Below are 20,208 nucleotides of genomic sequence, written 5' to 3' on the forward strand. Positions count from 1 at the left end.
CGAATACGTCACCCTAGTTTAATTTGTTCGCAACAAAGCTAAGCACAAAAGTGATTGTTACGACATGGAGGAGAATGCTGTGATTCGGGATCAGGACTGTACTATTTGCTTAAGCGTTACTACGATCTGTATATCGGACGCTTCCTGTCAGAGGACAGCTACTGGGGTGAGGACAATAACCCGCTCAGTCTGAACCTGTATGCCTATGCCAATAATGATCCGGGTCAATATATTGATCAGGCGGGGTATGCGGCAACGGCAAGTTCACTCCAGAGTAAGATCAAACAGAACGAAGCGGCCATGGATCGCCAAGAGCATCTGTATTTGGCACAAAAGAAGGCAAGGTTGCAACGGGAGCGAAGAATTTAGTTGTAGATACGTTTAACCTAGCGATTGGTGATGATGTCAAACTAGCTTTTGGTAAGAAAAGTACAGAGATCGCAGGAACCAAGGCGGTGCAACAAGGAGCGAAAGAAGCGGGACAGGTTGTAAAGAGGGGAATGTTGTCTGACAGTTCCAGTGCGCTCTATAATAATCTAAAAAACAAGGTATTCCTACAACACTAACGGATCAGGAGGTTAAAGCAGCCAATGCGGCTGGCCTGAGGATGCAGGCCGAGGGGACAGGGAAGTCTACTTGGAAACCTGGAATGGAGGTTACTGAAGAACATATTAGAGAAGCGATGAAAGATGCTCCCTTACAAACTCAACAATCAGCTGTGTCATTACCTGCGATTAATCTTTATACTCAACGTCTATCAAATGACGAGATGCCACCTCCAATCAAAGTTGACAATAAAATTATTGTTGATGGTAACCATCGTTATATCTCAGGTAGAGTGTCTGGAGTTGATATAACTATTACTCCTTATCTTGGTGGTATGCCTAATAGTGTTGTTAAATGGGGAAATGTGAAAATTGATCCTTTTGATTGGGGAAACAAATAATAAAGAGGGTGAACAAAATTATTATTATTAATAGTATTGCAAATGAACCAATACAACTTCAAATGGATTCCCTTGAAAATTCAAATTTAGACAATCTTAACCTGCACAGAGCTATTCTCAATAAAGAAAATTTATGCGGATCAAGTCTAGTAGGAACAAATTTACGGGGTGCTGAGATAAAAGAGGCAAATTTAAGTAGAACGAATTTAACAGGTGCTTTGCTAATGGTGGCAATGCTTGGATATTCTAATTTAAAATCTTCAAATCTTACAATGGCAAAACTTGCAGGTGCTGATCTAAGCAATGCTAACTTAATTAACGCTATTTTAGCTGGAGCCGATGTATGGAATGCTAATTTTAAATGCGCAAAATTAATGGGAGCTAATATGTTGTGTGAAAGATTACAAGATAGCATGCTCGAAGGTGCCTTATTTGATGATAATACCGTTTGGCCATTAATGTTTAACCCTTTGGAGTATGGAGCGATTAAGATTTGAAATTAAGTTCGTTAAGTAATAAATTTAGATATTATTTTTTGGACCTTGACTGGCTCTTGCCTTTCAAGGTTTTTTTTAATGTCAGATGCTCCATAGAATTTTAAATCATCCGCACGTTCATTTAGCTTATGCAACTGTTCTTTCTCAAATGGACATAATTGTAAGGAAGACAGTTGTTGATTTATTAATAGCCTTAAACAAGAAGACCCTGACATGTTTGCAATTTATGTAGATGATGTGCTGGCAACTGACGGCGAGTGGGAAAAAGGAAATCAGTTCCTGCGGCAGAATTGAAGATAGCAAAAAAGAATGAACAAGCCGCTCAGGCCACCAAAGCCGCAGTGAAGAAAGACCCCGTACCGGTGAAGCCGGCAGCATCGGGTAAGGGAAGTACATCTGTAATCAATAAGGTTGCAACGGGAGCGAAGAATTTAGGTGTTGGAACCTATAACTTACTCGTTGGTGACGATATCAAGGGGGCATTCGGGAAGAACTCAACGACAACAGAACGATGGATAGGTTCGGCTTCCTTGGCCTTCACAGTAGTAACATTAGGTGAAGGGGCGTTAATTAAGGGAGGCATTAAGGTTGCAGCGCAGGGATTAGAAAAAGCAGTAGCAAAGAATTTGGTGGTAAAAGCTACTGTGAAGGAAACTGCGGAAGTAGTAGGGAATAAGGTAACGCGGCAAGGGATAAGGGAAACAATTACAGGAACTGGCCGACAGGCAGCGCAGGAAGCTATGTCTGAGGCGAATCTGGGAACTAAGGGGCTGCCGAAAAAGCAAAACTCTGGTAGTGGTTTGTCGTCTCCGGGTTCTAGCAAACCTACACAAGGTGCTCCTGAACCAGAAGTTCAAAATTTCATTGAAAAATTCAAACAAGAATATCCAAACAGAGAATTTGACTCTGGACATAAACGTCAACATTCTGATGGTAGAGATATTGAGATAGACTTTGAAACAGATAATTCTATACTTGAATTTAAAGCCGGAAATGGTAATGGTCTTACAAGACAAGTGACTGATCGATTAGATTCTGTACTAAATCCACAAGGAAAGGTTGTTATAGGTGTACCTGGTTTGAAAATGAGCAAGCATGCTGCTCAGAGTGTTGAAAAAGCCGGAGGATTAATGACAAACGATATTAAATCTCTACTGGAGCTAATAAAGCCTTAGGAGGAAAACAATGAATGATATTTTCTTTTTAACCAATAAAATCATCTCCATAATAGACATAGAGAAAGTAATAAGCTCGCTAAAAATAATTCACAGTAGTTCTTCAAAAGTAGCTCAAATTTATTATACTATGGAAAGTTATGCAGAATGGGCGGAAATGAAATTAGAAGAATTTGATGATTCGGAAAACAGTGATATGTTAAAAGCAAAAGGAATAAAAAGTATTTTATGCATCTCACATCATCCAAGAGATATCAGCTTAATTATTCCTCAAATCAAGTCTGTGTTAATTACTTATGGCGGTTGGATAGGTAGTGATAGTGAGTCATTCGAACCATTATACAACATTGAGAATATCGATCAATTTGAGTATTTTTCGTCTTAAGATTCTTCTTAGTGAAATTCTTTAGTTGTCTGTACTCTTTAAAGGTTTTCTTGAGCAATTCAGTTTTAGATGGACGTATAACTCAATCAATATAATACCCTTACTTGGATTTCTCTATTTTGTTTTGACGTAAATCAGGGTTTTAATTGTATAACTTCGTCAAGTCAAACAGGTCGATTATGGTTATACCATGATTGATCTGTTTTGTTCTACAGTTGACAATTTCTTTAAAGATGAGGGCTCGTTAATACGATTCTTATATCGGACGCTTCCTGTCAGAGGACAACTATGAGGTGAGGACAATAACCCGCTCAGTCTGAACCTGTATACGTATGCCAATAATGATCCGGTTCAGTATATTGATCAGGGCAGGACATGCGGCAACGGCAAGTTCACTCCAGAGTAAGATCAAACAGAACGAAGCCGCCATGAATCGCCAAGAGCATCTGTATTTGGCGCAAAAGAAGGCATCGACACCAGCGCCAGCGAAGCCAGCATCACCAGCCCCAGCGAAGCCAGCGCAGACTACGAAGCCAGCGGCAACAGTGTCGGCGAAACAGGCACCAGCCAAAGCGGTCACCGCGGCACCGGTAACGCTGAAGCCAGCTGGAATGACAAGTGCGCCAGCGACATCAGTGGCGCAAAGTAAGACAGCCGCTACAATGGCTAATCTGACGAAGCAGAATCAGCTGCTGGCGGCAGAATTGAAGATAGCGAAAAAGAATGAACAAGCCGCCCAGGCCACCAAAGCCGCAGCGAAGAAAGACCCCGTACCGGTGAAGCCGGCAGCATCGGGGAATGCGGCCAGCAAGGCACTTACGGTAGCGAAGACGGGCCTCGCGGCCGATATGAAAAAAGTTGCATCGAACGTAACTACGGCCGTATCAGGAGCAGCGAGGGCAACGCTGAATGTAGCGGTAGGCGCGGCGCATTCGATCGTCAGCAATAACAGCACCGCTGGAGTAGCAAGTGCGCTGTATAAACCAACGGCTTCGCAAGGAGCATCGACCAGCTATAAAGTCGGAAAGATCATTGGACACGTAGCCACGCTGGCGCAGTCCGCTGTAGAACTGGCACTGGCGGCCGGCGGGGATGTCGGAGGCGGGGCGTTAAGCCTGAGCGGAGTCGGAGCAACAATCGGGGTTCCAGTCATCGCAGTATCGACTGCGTTGGGCGTGCATGGCGCAGCTGTAGGAGCCCAAGCAGGCTCCAACCTGCTGGGTGATATTAAGGTGAGTAAGAGCTCCAGCGGATCGAGTTCGGGTTCAAGCTCTAGTTCGGCTAAAAGCTCGGGGACTGGTAATGATGCTTATGGTGGATATTATGATCGTAAGCAACAAAGAACCGATGATTACAATAATAAAACAGGGACATGGACCCCGGCAGAAAAGACATCACCACCTAATGGACCGTATCGAACTGATAAAGAAGCGGACGTTGCAGCTGAAATGCTGGGTTATAAGCGAGTTCCAGAAAAGTCACATGGCAGAGCGGTGTACACTAACGGAAAGGATTATATCTCTCCAGATACACCAAGAAAAACAACTGGTTCTACAGATAACGGTGGGGTTTGGAAAAAGGCAGTATCTCCGGAAGAGTTGATTAGTAAAGGTACCAGACAAGGGACTTTTGATAAATATCTAAATAGAATAGGTGATTGATATTAAACATTATTGGCAGATTAGCAAGTATAAGGAGATTGAACTTCCTTTATATGGGCAAGGGGCAATCCCATCTTGGACATCAGTTTCCGATATTGGGAAAGAGATAAATGGTAAAGTCCTAACTGTTAATGAATATTTAACTGTTGAGGATTTATATATTCAAGCTATTAAGATTTTTATGATGTATTCAAACATAAGTACTTTGATTATTGAGCAACTAGAGAAACCATTTGATATAAATGTAATAAAAGAAAAAAATTCTCGAAAAGGGATAAATGACAGTAATTCAAATGTATTATATGATTTTTACCAATTAGTCACAGAAGGAATGGTTGTTGGTATACATGAAATAGAATATATCAGTCGGTTAGCTCTCAGAGAAAATTTATGGGCTCAGTTACAATCTGAATCAATGTTTTTAAGATTTGATTATGATTATTACATGGATATTGGAAGTACAGAAGTATGTGAAGAGGTTATAACAAAAATACGTGAATTGGGACTTACTATAAATCAATGGGATGAACCTTATCCATTTCCCCCATCTACTAATTAGAGGGATTAACCTTGATGGCTTCGTGCTTTTCAAGGTTTCTTTTTTTGGTGGGTGACGAATGAACTCAATATTCAACCAAAAACACGTTTAACCACTGATATCTGCATGAAGATTTCATCATTTTACCAATAAGGCAGTCGCCACTATAGCAGCCAGAGCGAAGAAGACAGTGGCTGTGGTCGTGAACACGGCCAAGAAAACAAAACGTCGGCGCATTCGATCGTCAGCGATAACAGCACCGCTGGAGTAGCAGGTGCGCTGTATAAACCAACGGCTTCGCAAGAAGCATCGACCAGCTATAAAGCGGGAAAGATCATTGGACACGTAGCCACGCTGGCGCAGTCCGCTGTAGAACTGGCACTGGCGACCGGCGGAAATGCCGGAGGCGGAGCGTTAAGCCTGAGCGGAATCGGGGCAACAATCGGGGTTCCAGTCATCGCAGTATCGACTGCGGTGGGCGTGCATGGCGCAGCCGTTAGAGCCCAAGCAGGCTCCAACCTGCTGGGTGAGATTAAGGTGAGTAAGAGCTCCAGTGGATCAAGTTCGGGTTCAAGCTTAAGTTCGGCTAAAAGCTCGGGGACTGGTACTGAGGGTGCGGGGGATATTCCAAAAAGGAATTATGAGCTTAGCCCTAAGCATGGCCCTCAAAGTGGATGGGGAAGCCCTAATCCAATACCTGATGTGAAAACTGGGCAAGAGCTACTAGATGGCGCTTATTCGTCCTCAAAGAACAAACAACTTTACAATATTTATGAAGACAAGTTGGTTAAGTTTCAACCTGATGGTGAAGCAGGGTGGCATCCTTATGAAGTTGTTAATCCTGCTAAGGAAGTACCTGCCGATGTGCTGAGACAAATGGTTAATGACGCAAAAATTTCTAAAGCAGATAATAAAATGATAAAAAATAATAAGTGAGGTGATTAGGCTTGAGAGTGTTTGGTGATACTCATATATTTGCAATTAAATATGACTTTACAAAGAATCCCTTTAACGAAAGGGGATTGCTTGCTGAATCGTGGGGGAAGTTTGAGCTTTGGGTCAATGGGAAAGAACTTTGTAAGTTTTCTAGGAACAATCAAGATACCACTTATGAATGGAACTTGATTCACTTAGTAGAATGGTTAAGTGAAAATCTGCCGACCATTTTAACTGATGAAGAGTTTCCTTTACCTGTTCAAGGTAAAACCTCGATTGAACTATTAGCTAGCAGTTTGGAATTTGATTCAGACAACGATGATGAATTTGATGAGTGGTTTAGCACAAAACAAGACTGGGAGTTCAAACATTCTTGGTTTTCTAGTAGGGGAGGCTCATACCTGTCTGAGGTTTATTTCAGAAATTTTGGTAATAAAATAGAAATATCGTGGAATAATGAAAGTTTATATTCAGATGAGATTTCTTTTCCATATTCGACTGGATTAGAATATGTTCCAATCTATGTGTTTGAATCAGTTATTAAGGATTATATTCATGACTTTTTGCAGATACTGGGACTAAAAACTGAATGTAATGATGAATATGTGAAATTTTCGGAAAAAGTATTGAAAGTTAAATAATATATTGCTCTCTTCCTTACCTTGATTGGCATTATGCCTTTCAAGGTTTTTTTCTTGCTGAGGGAGCGGATTATGCTCATAATCTATACAATTTCATCTGGATGATTTCAATTATATTTAACTCATGTATAACGGTTTGAAGTTTTCTCCATTTCAGTTGTACTTATATCGATTACAGTAAGAGGACAATAACCCGCTCAGCCTGAACCTGTATACGTATGCCAATAATGATCCGGTTCAGTATATAGACCCGACGGGACATGCGGCAACGGCAAGTTCACTCCAGAGCAAGATCAAGCAGAACGAAGCCGCCATGGATCGCCAAGAGCATCTGTATTTGGCACAAAAGAAGGCATCGACACCAGCGCCAGCGAAGCCAGCATCACCAGCCCCAGCGAAGCCAGCGCAGACTACGAAGCCAGCGGCAACAGTGTCAGCGAAACAGGCACCAGCCAAAGCGGTCACCGCGGCACCGGTAACGCCGAAGCCAGCTGCAAAGACAAGTGCGCCAGCGACATCAGTGGCGCAAAGTAAGACAGCCGCTACAATGGCTAATCTGACAAAGCAGAATCAGCTGCTGGCGGCAGAATTAAAAATAGCGAAAAAGAATGAACAAGCCGCTCAGGCCACCAAAGCCGCAGCGAAGAAAGACCCCGTGCCGGTGAAGCCGGCAGCATCGGGGAAGGGAAGTACATCTGTAATCAATAAGGTTGCAACGGGAGCGAAAAATTTAGTTGTAGATACGTTTAACCTAGCGATTGGTGATGATGTCAAACTAGCTTTTGGTAAGAAAAGTACATTTTTGGAGCAAAGTATAGGTTCTGCATCCTTGCTCTTGAATGTGGTTACTCTTGGTGAAGCGGGAGCTATTAAATCAGCGATCAAAGGTGCAATTCAAACGACGGAAAAAGCTATCACAAAGAATTTGGTCGTAAAAGCTACTGTGAAGGATGCTGTAGAAGTAGGGAATAAGGTAACGCAGCAAGGATTGAAAGAGACAGGACAGGTCCTTAAGAAGGAGACGTTGTCGGGTAGTTCTGGGGGGGTAGGGAATGGAAAACTAAAACCTACAAAACTAACTTCGGATAAAATTCAATTAGACTCTCTACCAGATAAATACACTGCTGTAGAAGTAACTGGATCTGTTAAGGTGGCAGGACAAGATGTGGATGTATCAAGAAGAGTGTACCAAATCGAGATTGATAAAAATTATGTGCCGAAAGATCCAGCTGCAATCGTGCAAAGTAATAAGGAGTTAATGTCTAAAGGGAAATCTCCTTATGTTGTAAAAGACGGAGTGGAAAGTAAAGTTGAATTGCACCATTTGATCCAAAAAGAACCAGGAAATATGGTTGAAATTGCTGAATCTACCCATGATAAATTCAGCAGCCAATTGCATGGTTTAATAGAAGATGGAAACAGCTTCAGGAATAATCCATCGCTTGAAAAACAGTATAATAATTTTAGGAATAATTACTGGAAAATGCGTTCAAATGAAGATTAGAAAAGAGGTTATGCCATGAATCAGGAGATAATCAAAATGATTGAAGAACACGGTGAAGAAAAGGATTTTTTCGGAGGAACATCGGAGCAAATTATTGCGAATTCTGAGAAAATACTTAATTTAAAGTTTCCTCAAAAATACCGAGAATTTCTAAAACAATATGGCTCAGGAGGAATATGTGGTGTTGAAATTTTAGGCGTTGAAGGTGATTTTGGGGCGTCTGTAGTAAAGGCGACTGAAAGATGGAGGGAAATGGGGCTTGATATGGGGCTTATTGTGATTGAAGATTCTGGGGAATTTGTTCGATGTATGTATTCTGCTGATTTTAATGATGAAAGAGTATTTAGTTGGAATAGAGGGGGGGGGCTTTCTGAACGCTATGATACCTTTGATGATTACACAATAGATATGTTTCAAGAAGGTATTGATAACTTATAAATATGATGGTCTTGCCAGTACCAAAGCACATTAACTGTTCTGAACAAACCTATGATTTAATAAGTAGCAAATATAACCTGAGAAATGCCCATATATAGATTTCTTCAGTTTGTTTATCTACACATCATTAAACAGGTCGTTTATGGTCAAATCCTACCATGATTGACCTGTTTTTTTATCTTAGTTTATTTATTTTTTTCATAATCAATTGCAACTGTAACTGCGCTTTCAGAGGGCGAAGTACAGAACCAGTATGACTACGATGTCTTTGGTAATCCGACCCTCAGCATCGAAACGTACACGCAATCCATCCGTTACGCTGGGGAGTACTACGATGGAGAGACGGGACTGTATTATCTGCCGGCACGTTACTACGATCCATATATCGGACGCTTCCTGTCAGAAGACAGCTACTGGGGTGAGGACAACAACCCGCTCAGCCTGAACCTGTATACGTATGCCAATAATGATCCGGTTCAGTATATTGATCAGGGCGGGACATGCGGCAACGGCAAGTTCACTCCAGAGCAAGATCAAGTAGAACGAAGCCGCCATGGATCGCCAAGAGCATCTGTATTTGGCACAAAAGAAGGCATCGACACCAGCCCCAGCGAAGCCAGCGCAGACTACGAAGCCTGCAGCAACAGTGTCAGCGAAACAGGCACCAGCCAAAGCGGTCACCGCGGCACCGGTAACGCCGAAGCCAGCTGCAAAGACAAGTGCGCCAGCGACATCAGTGGCGCAAAGTAAGACAGCGGCTACAATGGCTAATCTGACGAAGCAGAATCAGCTGTTGGCGGCAGAATTGAAGATAGCGAAAAAGAATGAACAAGCCGCCCAGGTCACCAAAGCCGCAGCGAAGAAAGACCCCGTGCCGGTGAAGCCGGCAGCATCGGGAAAGGGAAGTACATCTGTAATCAATAAGGTTGCAACGGGAGCGAAAAATTTAGGTGTTGGAACCTATAACTTACTCGTTGGTGACGATATCAAGGCGGCTTTCGGGAAGAACTCAACGACAACAGAACGATGGATAGGTTCGGCTTCCTTGGCCTTCACAGTAGTAACATTAGGTGAAGGGGCGTTAATTAAGGGAGGCATTAAGGCTGCAGCGCAGGGAGCCTTGAGCGAAAATCCTCAACACCTAGTAAAGTTGAAGTTCCAAGTCCGAAAAAGCCATCTGTTGAAGGAACTCCTAAAGCAGGTTCGGGATCGAGTAAGCCTAATTCATCGGGAATTGTTGCGAATGAGGTTAAGGCGGCTGAGGGTGCGGGTAAGATTGAAGGAATGCCTCCGATTGTTCAGTCTAGAGTAAACTTAAGAAATGGGAGTGCAGAAGAGGGGGCAGGTTTTAATCATGTACTAGATAGACATTTTAACCCTTCAAAGAATGCTTCCCAATTCTCAATTACACCTGATGAACTAAAGGGAGTTCTTCAAAGTAAAGAAGTTGTGAACACTCCAGTTTCGAGAGTTTTATACTCAGACATAAAGTTAGCAAATGGGACAATTGAGAAGCAGGCTAGATATGTAAGGGAAGTTACATTAGACTCAAACATAGGTATTGACAAGTTTAGTGGTTCTCCTACAAATATTATGACGGTATTAACTGATAAGTATGGGAATCTAGTTACTGCTACTCCAGGGGTGATAAAATGAAACTAATAGGAAGCAAACAGGAACAGGATTTCAGAAAGGAGTTAGAAGGCTCGAATATAGTTCTGGCTCAAGATGCTAAAGCAGAAGCGATATTGAATGTTTTAAGAACTACTTTCGGAGAAGTGAAAAGTGCATATATTTTGAATTGGACACCTGAACAAGGCGAAGATATTTTCACTATTTTAGTTGACCTTGATAGAATTGCTAAAGTTGAAATTAGCAGAGTCAATCCTTCGGAAGCTCCTATAATCGAAACTTTTAATCTGAAGGATTTCCAAAGAAGGTTAAGTAAAATCTTTCAAATTAAATTAGCAGTGGCGATTGATTTGGCGAAAAAGGAAGATCAAAACGGTTAAATAATGTATTGTGAAACCTTGATTGGCTTCGTGCCTTGAATTTTCAATGTATCTTGGGAGCGCTAATTTTGTTGTGATTACTGGTAAATATTCAGGCGTACTTACAGGGAATGTACTAGTGGATTCAAATGATAGTTCAAAGGAATTTGTAATTAATAATGTAGTGCACATGGGTTATAAAAATCCACAAATGTATAAAGATACTATTTCCTTAAATCTCAAACCAAACGGGTATGAGGCAGAGGAATTAGTAGGTAAATGCTTAATAAGTCCCAATTAACTTTCTAAAAACCTTGATTGAGTTAGTACCTTTCAAGGTTTTTTTCTCTCATAGAACTTAAATTTGTCTACACCGCCAGCACCAGCCCCAGCGAAGCCAGCAAAACTTTTGAATTCGTATGGTAAAGTTGATAAGCCAACTATACTAGACATACCAGAAGGTTTAGGACAAGTAATAAGCCTTCTTGGGATATAGCACCAGTAACAAGATCTGTTATTCTTCCTAATTCAAAAACAGGAACACTAAAAACCGCGTATCCTGTAAATGACACATTCAAATTGACAGAATAAAAGGTGGTGAACCCGGTGTTTAGAATGTATCTACATCATGAAAATAACTTTGATAAAGTTACGATTGAAGAAAAAGAGTATGATGATGATCTTGATGATCACACAAGTATAATATCTGATATTTGTGGGTATTTGCATCAAACTGGAGAGATATATTTTATTGTTTCAGGCTTTGGAAGTGAGAGATGGCCTGTAGATTGTAGATTTGATCTTCCAATGATAATTGAGGAATTGCCAGATATAATTCAAATTTTTAACAAAAATGAATTTAGTTTCTGCTTAGGTTTTTATGAACAAAATGTGATGAGAGAGATAACTTTTAGTGAAAAAGAGGGGAGTCTACATCTAGCTTGCAAAAGTCTAACGCAAGGATGGTTACCTTCTCCATCACATTTAATAATGGAAAAATTATCTGTTAAAAAAATGTTAGAAGGATTATTCCGGGATTTTATTTTTTGTAGCCAAAAAATATGTCCAGGGCTGCTAGATGAAAAGCTTTTTAGGGATTGGATTTCCTTGTATCCTATCCGAATATATGAACAATAAATGTGGTAACTGTAAGAAACACTTCTTGTATGATGGTGGGCTACCCAGTGCCGATTAAACCCATCATTTAACCAATAACACATCTAACTATGTAGTACCCGTATAAAGATTTCTCCATCTTGGTTGTATGCACATCCAATGCTATTATTTTATAACCTAAATAACGCTATTACGTTACATCAAACAGGTTAATTATGGTCAGATACCAACGTAATTGACCTGTTAATTATGTCTGCTTTCTCTCGGATTTTTTTTAAATGCTTCGCAACTATTGGATAAGCAGTTTCCAGATGCTATTAATCTTTTTCTACCATAGGAGGATAAAGTGGATAGTGAGTTAAAGGGGAAAATATTAAATAATACTTTTATTGATAAAGTCAGGAATGAAATGGTTGTTGATGAAGTCGAGTTTGAAGCACTACGAGAATTATTAATTGAATTATCAAAGGAGTTAAAAGCCGAACAAGTGGTTAATAAGGAGCTTGCACTAGTTCTGTATAGTATGCCTCAGATGATCAGGAATACATTTTTGAGTTTCACAGCTCATGATGTTCAAGATTCAGAACTGTTAAACAAACTTGAGGATATTTGGATGGAGTTGGATGAACTAGTTATTGAATGTCTCTCTTGAGTTTCAAACCTTGATGAGATTCGTTCTTATCAAGGTGTTTTTGGTGGGATATAAAAGAACCCTAGTCCTTACAATAGCGCCTTGATAATTGGCGGTGAATTCTAAGTGGGTATTAGGTAGAGCTGAATCCCTGCTGGAATATGGTGCATGTGATCGACGGAGAATCGACAGCTGCGTACATGTACGATTTGGGGAGTCGGTTGGTGAAGGCGGGAAAGCTGAAGCATCGAAAATGTATGATAGCATAAGAGCATCAACTTCAGATGTTCAGGGGATTTCAAAGAATACAGGAATTGCAGAAAGCCGGATACAGCGCATCAAAGACCATGTATTTAATAATGAGCATATCAAGTCAAATGGATATGGTAAAAATCTTTGAATCCAAATTCGAAGGTGTTTTCAAAACAGACTATAAAATAGCACATGATGCAGCAGAAAGCTCCGGTAGAATTTGGAGACCATAGGAGGGAATTAAATGGCGTCCTTTGTATTATTACTTAAAGAATTTGAGGACGATGAAAAGGTTGTTTACAGATTCGGGCCGAATGAACAAGTAATGGGGAAAATTGAATTAAATAAAGAAAAAGAGACTATCCAAGAAATTGAGCCAGTTCAAAATGCTAATAATGAATCAAAATTTTATTTCAAAAGGGCGGCACAAAGATTAGCTAGGTGTTTATATAATGAAGGCGGACATTTTCCTGAAAGAACTACATTTGAATCATAATGTAATTCTAACCTTGATTGGCTTCATGCCTTTCAAGGTTTTTTCTTTGCTGGGACTACCCAGTGCCGAATGAACTTATCATTCAACTAATAACACATCGAGAGATACAGAACCAGTATGACTACGATGTCTTTGGTAATCCGACCCTAAGTATCGAAACGTACACGGAATCCATTCGTTACACCGGAGAGTACTACGATGGAGAGACGGGACTGTATTATCTGCGGGCACGTTACGATCCGTATATCGGACGCTTCCTGTCAGAGGACAGCTACTGGGGGGAGGACAATAACCCGCTCAGCCTGAAGGGTTTCTCAATTAAATTTAAGCCATCAAGTAAATAGGAGGTCAACATGCAGAATGCGGATAAAGTATATGGTGCTTACACAAAGGTATTTATTCAATACGAAGGTTCTTTACAAGACTTAGGTTCAAAATTAGAAAAAGAGCTAAATATACCTAGATTAAGATATGAGAATATGGACGATGAACCTTATGATTTAGTGGGTTATTCTGAGGTTTTAGGTTTTGAGGTTGAATTAAGAAGCATACAGGAGAGTGAAAAATGGTCTGATTATCAATATTTCCTTGGAACAACTACTACTGATTCATTCCAAGAAGTATTTAATGACCGAATGTTCGATATTTCACTTTGGATGGCACGGTACATTTCACTTATTTGTGGGGTAACCACGATGGCGGAAAACTTAGATAAACAAACAGGTCAAGCATTCTATTTCAATAAAACTACCTCCAAAAGAGAAAGTAGTATCATTGAAGTAAGGAAATAGTTAGGTAAGCCATAGGGAATCCTTTTTCTCTATGGTTTTTCTTTTTTGGTGGGGGCTACCCTGTCAGAGGACAACTATGAGGTGAGGACAATAACCTGCTCATCCTGAACCTGTATACCTATGCCAATAATGATCCGGTTCAGTATATTGATCAGGGCGGGACATGCGGCAACGGCAAGTTCACTCCAGAGCAAGATCAAGCAGGATGAAGCCGCGATGGAGCGCCAAGAGCATCTGTATTTGGCACAAAAGAAGGCATCGACACCAGCGCCAGCGAAACCAACATCACCAGTCCCAGCGAAGCCAGCGCAGACTACGAAGCCTGCAGCAACAGTGTCAGCGAAACAGGCACCAGCCAAAGCGGTCACTGCGGCACCGGTAACGCCGAAGCCAGCTGCAAAGACAAGTGCGCCAGCGACATCAGTGGCGCAAAGTAAGACAGCGGCTACAATGGCTAATCTGACGAAGCAGAATCAGCTGCTGGCGGCAGAATTGAAGATAGCGAAAAAGAATGAACAAGCCGCCCAGGCCACCAAAGCCGCAGCGAAGAAAGACCCCGTGCCGGTGAAGCCAGCAGCATCGGGGAAGGGAAGTACATCTGTAATCAATAAGGTTGCAACTGGAGCGAAAAACTTAGGTGTTGGAACCTATAACTTACTCGTTGGTGACGATATCAAGGCGGCTTTCGGGAAGAACTCAACGACAACAGAACGATGGATAGGTTCGGCTTCCTTGGCCTTCACAGTAGTAACATTAGGTGAAGGGGCGTTAATTAAGGGAGGCATTAAGGCTGCAGCGCAGGGATTAGAAAAAGCAGTAGCAAAGAATTTGGTGGTAAAAGCTACTGTGAAGGAAACTGCGGAAGTAGTAGGGAATAAGGTAACGCAGCAAGGAGTGAAGCAAACAGGTACAGGAGTTGGGCGGCAGGTACAGGAGACGTTGTCGGACAGCTCCAGTGCGCTCTATAATAATCTAAAAAACAAGGTATTCCTACAACGCTAACGGACCAGGAGGTTAAAGCAGCTAACGCGGCTGGCCTGAAGATACAGGCTGAAGGGACGGGGGAAACTACTAGAAAACAAGCCTTTAATCAAGCTAAACGTGACTCTGAAATACCTAGCTCAGCTACTACTACGAAACAAGGCCAAGTAAAAGACTATAAAAACTCTGCGAATGATAGAAGAGTATATGAATATAATGTTGATGGACAAAAAAGTATATCATCGAGCATCAGAATGATCCATTTGGTAGAGGGCCGCATTTTCATGGTGCTAAACAGAAGTATCCGGGGCAAGATTTATTTAAGGTAGATGAGAGGTATAGACGGCTACCTGATACACAAGGCCACTATCTAGAAGACTTTGGAGGGTTTAGGAAAAATGGAAGATAATGTGGAAAAAAATGGCGAGGCTAAGGTCTTTGAATAAAATGAACCAGTCCAGAATATTGGTGATTAATAAATTCTTTGATTATACAGGGATGAGCTTGACCGATGAATATTTTTTGAACCCAGAGGAATCTATCACCGCTAGAACAATGGTATATAATCTAGTGAAGAAATATTGTAACACAAAGCCATTAAAGGATATCAGAGAAGTAATTAATGATTTAAAATCAATTCTTGGATCAAATCAACATATGAATAACAAAAAGGTCGCACTACTACATTACCATGATGTTGAATCAGGGGCACTTTCTTTGACCTTTTCAGAGTTCGCGGCTCATTTTGAGGGAATTATTGAATTCCTAAGTGGACAAGAGATCGTTTTATTTCAAATTGAAGGGGATTTCGGTATTTGTTTTGAGGCCGAAGAATACAATTATTTGAGAACAGTTTGGGGAATTTGATGGGCATGACCTGGGAGGGGGTCAATCTTTCCAGGTTTCATTTATTGGGGTTACCCAACATTAATTGAATTAATTATTCAACAAATAGGACATCAACCTATGTAAAACCTGTATAAAGATTTCCATTTTCGTTTGTATGCACAAATTATTTAAATTAAATATCGAAATTTCCTTATGGAATACAGGTCGGTTATGGTCAGACACATCCATAATTGACCTATTTTTTGTTAGCTTCGTTTTCTAGGGTTTTCTTTAATAGCAACATATTAGAATATATAATTGTTGGAGGTAATTAATTCTAAAATGACAAATAACATGATTGACCTGTTTTATGTTAGCTTCATTTTCTACATTTTTTCCAAAATCCATCGCGACTGAACAATACCTTATCTCGATATAGACACAGTATGACTACGATGTCTTTGGTAACCCTACCTTAAGTATCGAAACGTACACAGAATCCTGAGTTTTTGTATGAAACTACATTAAGGTTTAAAAATAACATATATAATAACGAATTATGTTTTTTTTGCAAAAGAAAATATATACTTAGAAAACTATTCGTATGTTTGGGATAATGGATGTTTTGCTGAAGTTCTTAAGGGGCGTAGATTGGGACAGGCATATACTTTAAGTGAAAAAAGAGAAGTCAGGCTAATTACTGACCTTTCTATCAAATCAAAGAAGCCGAGAGAGTATTTACAGGTAATGTCCTATCATTATATAGAGCAGGGGCTATAATTAACCATAGAATCAGGTCGTCCATGGAACCCTTAAAGGGAGGAAACGATCTTGGCTGCATTCGTATTATTGCTCAAAGAAATGGAAGATGAAGAAAGAGTAGTATATAAATTTGGACCAAATGAAGAAGTGATGGGCAAAATAGAACTTAATAAACTAACAAGGAAGTCTGCTGAGATAGAACCTATCCCTGATAATAATATCTCCACTAAATTTTATTTCGATAGGGCCGCTCAAAGGATATCATTTTGTTTAATTAGGGAAAACGGACGGTTCCCCGATAGAAAAACATTTGAATCTTAATATCGTTAACCTGTATTGATTGTGTGCCTTTTAAGAATTTTCTTTAAAAGACGGTATCACTCCAAGTATAGAAGAGTTAGGTGAACTTGTTACGCCTACAGGTTTGCTTATAATTTTGAAGGAAGTGAGTTTATTGAAAATAAACAGACAGATATTTGAAAGAATTGATAACATTAATTGGTTTTCAAAATGTGGAGTTCCTATAACTGGTGAAGGTATTAATCAAAATGCCGTTCAAGTTAGCAGTTGGGAGGAAGCTCATGTATGGTACTCAGATGTTAATTGGGATAACACAACATTAGAGGCGAGAAATATACTAACTGTATTTTTGCACAATAAATATTCCGATAAATATCAAGAATGGAACAACATAGCGAGAGATGCTAGTGGATATATTGAATCATCTCTGTCATCCGGATTAGAAAGTTATAGAGAACAATATAATCTCGATAATATCTTTGTTAATTGTGTTAAGTGGGATGTGCTTAATGCTATTATGGAATATACTTATTACAATTGCAAAAAGCTTCCTTTATTTTTCTTAGACCTACTCCTAGTTTACGAGAATGGGAACTTTCCGTGTGGGTGGGATGGAGATTATCCAAAGACTGGAAAGTTAGTCGTGTACTAAGATATTACCTTAATCGGCTTAAGGCCTTTCAAGGTTTTCTTTATTTTTGCGCACAACAATCCGATTCTGTTCCTGGACCCAACGGGTCACTGGGCAGCAGGAGACGAGAAATTAAATGTAGAGGCGCAAGCAAAGATCATTGCGTTGACGAATGCGTATTATAAGGCTGAGACCAAGGGTGAAAAGGCAGCTATAACAGCACAAGCCCAAAAACTTAGAGATGATAAAAACAATACAAAGCCAGTGGATACGCCGCTACAGATTCAAAGTCAGCAGATCACGCAGATCGTAGTGAAAGGAACGTCAAAAGGGTACGCGACTGAATCAGAGTGGGATAAAGCATTAAAGAGTGTGGGAATAGGAACTTCAACCAATACCACCCATCAAGATAAAATGGGTACAGAACTTTTACTTCAACCGACAAATATGTAGGTGAAACTGCTAATGCAATTGAAGCAAGATTTCCTGGTAAAGTCGTTGATGTAAATAAGAAAGTTTATAGAGCAGATGGAACACCTTTGACAGATTATGATATAGAACTTGATAACGCGATAATTCAAGTTAAACAAGGTGGCGGAAAGGGTGCGACTCGGCAAGCAATAAATACTGCCTCAAGTACGAATAAAGAGGTTATTGTTTATTTACCTAATCAGAGTCCGAATTCCGCTGTTGTAAAAGGGCTTCAAAAAGAAGGAATCCAAGTGTTTACAAATGAAGCGGACTTAATTAATCATGTTGTAGATAACAAAGAAGGGAGAATGCGATGTGCAATGGATAATTCTAATTGGAAATGAAGGCTTTAATCTTAACCTAATTCGTAATCTACAACATTATGGTGAGAATAAATCCACCAGTCTTACTGAGAATAGGTTTGTTGTAGATTACGGTAACGATCATGTTTTCTATGACAGTGCAGAAGATATTATTAATGATTATGAGGAAGGTGATAAAGTACGAATTCCATTTCCGAATCCTCAATTCATTATGATGACGTATACGAGTGAAAATTTGATGAAACAAATATTGTCTCAAGAAAATTTTCCGAGTGGCATCTATATTGATGATGACAATGGAAATATAATGCCAATAGAAGATTTTATTGTGTCTTAATTTTTAATTCGACTTGACCTTGATTAGCTTTATGCCTTTCAAGGTTTTTTTCTTTGGGAGCTACCCAGTGCCGAATGAACCCATCATTCAACCATTGTACGCACATCAATGCTTGAATTTTGTAACCTAAATAGTACTATGACGTTACATCAAACAGGTCGATTATGGTTAGTTACCACCATGATTGACCTGTTTCTTGTTAGCTTTGTTTTCTGCGGTTTTTTTAAAATCCATCGCATCTGAACAATGCCCTATCTCGATATAGACACTGAGAAGGCAATCTTCCGAAAAACTATCGCAACTAATCGAAGGGATAGCCCGACTACTATACTGTCAGTACGTAACTGAACATTCTTTATCGGGAAGGTCATGTGTTAAAGGCTAGCCACCAGCCCTCTAATTAAGCGCAAAATTCATCAAAAAATTCGGGAGGGGGCGGCACATGAAAGGGGTCAGTCTATCCATTGACTGTATTGTCATTGCTTTTTAGGCGTTCATTGGGATTTATTCAATGGGTTCCATAAACGTATCTGCCACTTCTGCGGGGGCAGGATGATGGTGAGGGAAAGAGGTTTTCAATACCTTATCAGAATCAATATGGGCGAACACTTCCTGATTACCTCCAAAAGTTGGTATTTACTCCGAAAACTCGTAAGAACACGCTCAGGATAGAAGCCTATCCAAAGTCGCTTGTTTATTTCTGTTATTGACTCGAACAAATCCGAGAAGATGCCAATCAAGTTTTGTTTGTAAGGTGCGATGTAGCTTTTGACATTCCCGTTCGCATAAGCGACCTATTCACGAAGTCTACGAAGGGTCGTATGCTACGGCTTGTAAACATTATCTACAGCATGATGAAGCACAAGACGGAGTATCGGGCGGTAAGTATAACCGAGCATCTGGGACATATTCTAACAAAACAATTCCCGGAAAGGTTGAAATCTGGACAAATGAAGGAACTATTACACATCCATAGTAGGAGGGGTGTCAGTGGCAAGATTACAATGTAAGTGTGGTGTGTTACACTTTCGAATTCAAATTCACCTAATGACATAGAATTAAGGGTTTATACAGATAGAGAATGGGATAATATTATTAATTTAGGAGATTCGATTGACCCAGTTACAATACCATTTCCTCGATACGATGTTTGGAGATGTACTGGATGTGAGAGAATTTATGTATTTGATGGAAATACAGTAATAAAGACATATGTGTTAGAGAAGGATGAATAATCAGCTGCTGGCGGCAGAATTGAACGAACGTAAATAAAATAAAAAAAACCTAGAAGGCTTCCCAAGTTGGTATGACCAAGTCCTCTAGGTTTTTTTAAAAATTCATGCCATTATTTTTTTGCTTTTAAAAATAAAACATAGATAAAAAGTACAATCATTACTAATATTGGCCAGATAAGAGGTTGCATAAGGTTGCCGATTGGCATGGAACTGACGAAAGAAATGATATAGTTCATAAGAGCAATGCCTATAAATAAAACAGTGTTCAACAATAAAAAATGCATTAATATTTTTGTGTTTTTTCCCTTGTGAATATGAATAACCATAAAAGATATAAGGAAA

At 40.0% G+C, this 20,208-nt stretch carries 29 protein-coding genes and 1 pseudogene; all 30 read left to right on the forward strand.

The genetic code is table 11. The features are described from left to right. Nucleotides 1-54: 54 nt before the first annotated feature. The 30 genes and pseudogenes from LOS79_RS30790 (at nt 55) to LOS79_RS30925 (ending at nt 18,631) form a co-directional block, all read left to right on the forward strand. A complete protein-coding gene (locus LOS79_RS30790; protein WP_315414751.1) occupies nt 55-369 on the forward strand; it encodes an RHS repeat-associated core domain-containing protein in 315 nt (104 codons plus the stop codon). A gap of 238 nt (nt 370-607) precedes the next feature. Beyond that, a complete protein-coding gene (locus tag LOS79_RS30795; RefSeq protein ID WP_315414753.1) occupies nt 608-946 on the forward strand; it encodes a hypothetical protein in 339 nt (112 codons plus the stop codon). Nucleotides 947-954: 8 nt separating this feature from the next. Beyond that, nucleotides 955-1,443 (forward strand): pentapeptide repeat-containing protein, encoded by a 489-nt coding sequence (locus LOS79_RS30800; RefSeq protein WP_315414755.1) that lies wholly within the window; start codon nt 955-957, stop codon nt 1,441-1,443. A gap of 290 nt (nt 1,444-1,733) precedes the next feature. Next, nucleotides 1,734-2,618 carry a hypothetical protein gene (locus tag LOS79_RS30805; protein WP_315414756.1) on the forward strand — a complete coding sequence of 295 codons (885 nt, stop codon included), beginning with the start codon at nt 1,734-1,736 and terminating at the stop codon, nt 2,616-2,618. Between the two features lie 10 nt (nt 2,619-2,628). Then, the gene (locus tag LOS79_RS30810; RefSeq protein ID WP_315414757.1) at nt 2,629-3,003 is read left to right on the forward strand and encodes a hypothetical protein; all 375 of its coding nucleotides are present in this window, start codon (nt 2,629-2,631) and stop codon (nt 3,001-3,003) included. A gap of 332 nt (nt 3,004-3,335) precedes the next feature. Continuing rightward, nucleotides 3,336-4,664 carry a toxin C-terminal domain-containing protein gene (locus LOS79_RS33150; RefSeq protein ID WP_397386712.1) on the forward strand — a complete coding sequence of 443 codons (1,329 nt, stop codon included), beginning with the start codon at nt 3,336-3,338 and terminating at the stop codon, nt 4,662-4,664. Beyond that, a complete protein-coding gene (locus LOS79_RS30820) occupies nt 4,657-5,223 on the forward strand; it encodes a hypothetical protein (RefSeq protein ID WP_315414759.1) in 567 nt (188 codons plus the stop codon). The genes LOS79_RS33150 and LOS79_RS30820 overlap by 8 nt, the downstream gene beginning before the upstream one ends. A gap of 516 nt (nt 5,224-5,739) precedes the next feature. Further along, nucleotides 5,740-6,138, forward strand: a complete 399-nt coding sequence (locus LOS79_RS30825; protein WP_315414760.1) for a hypothetical protein — start codon at nt 5,740-5,742, stop codon at nt 6,136-6,138. A gap of 17 nt (nt 6,139-6,155) precedes the next feature. After that, nucleotides 6,156-6,779: a hypothetical protein gene (locus LOS79_RS30830; RefSeq protein ID WP_315422540.1), complete on the forward strand. Its 624-nt coding sequence runs from the start codon at nt 6,156-6,158 to the stop codon at nt 6,777-6,779. Between the two features lie 313 nt (nt 6,780-7,092). Next, nucleotides 7,093-8,283 carry an HNH/ENDO VII family nuclease gene (locus LOS79_RS30835; protein WP_315414762.1) on the forward strand — a complete coding sequence of 397 codons (1,191 nt, stop codon included), beginning with the start codon at nt 7,093-7,095 and terminating at the stop codon, nt 8,281-8,283. A gap of 15 nt (nt 8,284-8,298) precedes the next feature. Beyond that, on the forward strand, nt 8,299-8,721 hold the full coding sequence (locus tag LOS79_RS30840; protein ID WP_315414763.1) for an SMI1/KNR4 family protein: 423 nt from the start codon (nt 8,299-8,301) through the stop codon (nt 8,719-8,721). 207 nt (nt 8,722-8,928) lie between these two features. Further along, nucleotides 8,929-9,207, forward strand: a pseudogene (locus LOS79_RS33155) (RHS repeat-associated core domain-containing protein); the annotation flags it as partial. Between the two features lie 67 nt (nt 9,208-9,274). Next, entirely contained in the window at nt 9,275-10,033 is a 759-nt protein-coding gene (locus tag LOS79_RS30845; RefSeq protein WP_315414764.1) for a hypothetical protein, read from the forward strand. Further along, nucleotides 10,006-10,377, forward strand: coding sequence for a hypothetical protein (locus LOS79_RS30850; protein WP_315414765.1), 372 nt, complete (start codon nt 10,006-10,008; stop codon nt 10,375-10,377). Before LOS79_RS30845 ends, LOS79_RS30850 begins: the two co-directional genes overlap by 28 nt. Next, complete coding sequence (locus LOS79_RS30855) at nt 10,374-10,733, forward strand: hypothetical protein (protein WP_315414766.1); 360 nt, start codon at nt 10,374-10,376, stop codon at nt 10,731-10,733. Before LOS79_RS30850 ends, LOS79_RS30855 begins: the two co-directional genes overlap by 4 nt. Before the next feature lie 73 nt (nt 10,734-10,806). Beyond that, nucleotides 10,807-11,013, forward strand: coding sequence for a hypothetical protein (locus tag LOS79_RS30860; protein WP_315414767.1), 207 nt, complete (start codon nt 10,807-10,809; stop codon nt 11,011-11,013). A 305-nt stretch (nt 11,014-11,318) separates the two neighbouring features. Next, a complete protein-coding gene (locus LOS79_RS30865; protein ID WP_315414769.1) occupies nt 11,319-11,849 on the forward strand; it encodes a hypothetical protein in 531 nt (176 codons plus the stop codon). Nucleotides 11,850-12,174: 325 nt separating this feature from the next. After that, nucleotides 12,175-12,480, forward strand: a complete 306-nt coding sequence (locus LOS79_RS30870) for a hypothetical protein (protein ID WP_315414770.1) — start codon at nt 12,175-12,177, stop codon at nt 12,478-12,480. Between the two features lie 94 nt (nt 12,481-12,574). Continuing rightward, entirely contained in the window at nt 12,575-12,859 is a 285-nt protein-coding gene (locus LOS79_RS30875) for a hypothetical protein (protein ID WP_315414772.1), read from the forward strand. Nucleotides 12,860-12,955: 96 nt separating this feature from the next. Beyond that, on the forward strand, nt 12,956-13,207 hold the full coding sequence (locus LOS79_RS30880) for a hypothetical protein (protein WP_315414773.1): 252 nt from the start codon (nt 12,956-12,958) through the stop codon (nt 13,205-13,207). A gap of 62 nt (nt 13,208-13,269) precedes the next feature. Beyond that, on the forward strand, nt 13,270-13,551 hold the full coding sequence (locus tag LOS79_RS30885) for an RHS repeat-associated core domain-containing protein (protein ID WP_315414775.1): 282 nt from the start codon (nt 13,270-13,272) through the stop codon (nt 13,549-13,551). 9 nt (nt 13,552-13,560) lie between these two features. Beyond that, nucleotides 13,561-13,998 carry a hypothetical protein gene (locus tag LOS79_RS30890; RefSeq protein ID WP_315414777.1) on the forward strand — a complete coding sequence of 146 codons (438 nt, stop codon included), beginning with the start codon at nt 13,561-13,563 and terminating at the stop codon, nt 13,996-13,998. A 120-nt stretch (nt 13,999-14,118) separates the two neighbouring features. Next, nucleotides 14,119-15,000, forward strand: coding sequence for a hypothetical protein (locus tag LOS79_RS30895; RefSeq protein ID WP_315414778.1), 882 nt, complete (start codon nt 14,119-14,121; stop codon nt 14,998-15,000). A 220-nt stretch (nt 15,001-15,220) separates the two neighbouring features. Further along, nucleotides 15,221-15,388 (forward strand): hypothetical protein, encoded by a 168-nt coding sequence (locus LOS79_RS33160; RefSeq protein WP_397386824.1) that lies wholly within the window; start codon nt 15,221-15,223, stop codon nt 15,386-15,388. A 56-nt stretch (nt 15,389-15,444) separates the two neighbouring features. Next, nucleotides 15,445-15,846, forward strand: coding sequence for a YxiF family protein (locus LOS79_RS30900; RefSeq protein WP_315414779.1), 402 nt, complete (start codon nt 15,445-15,447; stop codon nt 15,844-15,846). Nucleotides 15,847-16,638: 792 nt separating this feature from the next. Next, complete coding sequence (locus tag LOS79_RS30905; RefSeq protein ID WP_315414780.1) at nt 16,639-16,890, forward strand: hypothetical protein; 252 nt, start codon at nt 16,639-16,641, stop codon at nt 16,888-16,890. Between the two features lie 133 nt (nt 16,891-17,023). Then, nucleotides 17,024-17,521: a hypothetical protein gene (locus LOS79_RS30910; RefSeq protein ID WP_315414781.1), complete on the forward strand. Its 498-nt coding sequence runs from the start codon at nt 17,024-17,026 to the stop codon at nt 17,519-17,521. A gap of 144 nt (nt 17,522-17,665) precedes the next feature. Next, the gene (locus tag LOS79_RS30915; RefSeq protein ID WP_315414782.1) at nt 17,666-17,953 is read left to right on the forward strand and encodes a hypothetical protein; all 288 of its coding nucleotides are present in this window, start codon (nt 17,666-17,668) and stop codon (nt 17,951-17,953) included. An 86-nt stretch (nt 17,954-18,039) separates the two neighbouring features. Then, nucleotides 18,040-18,315 carry a hypothetical protein gene (locus LOS79_RS30920; protein WP_315414784.1) on the forward strand — a complete coding sequence of 92 codons (276 nt, stop codon included), beginning with the start codon at nt 18,040-18,042 and terminating at the stop codon, nt 18,313-18,315. Next, the gene (locus tag LOS79_RS30925) at nt 18,287-18,631 is read left to right on the forward strand and encodes a hypothetical protein (RefSeq protein WP_315414785.1); all 345 of its coding nucleotides are present in this window, start codon (nt 18,287-18,289) and stop codon (nt 18,629-18,631) included. Before LOS79_RS30920 ends, LOS79_RS30925 begins: the two co-directional genes overlap by 29 nt. Nucleotides 18,632-20,208 lie beyond the last annotated feature (1,577 nt).

It is taken from the genome of Paenibacillus sp. MMS20-IR301, from assembly GCF_032302195.1.
In the GTDB taxonomy this organism is placed as follows: domain Bacteria; phylum Bacillota; class Bacilli; order Paenibacillales; family Paenibacillaceae; genus Paenibacillus_AQ.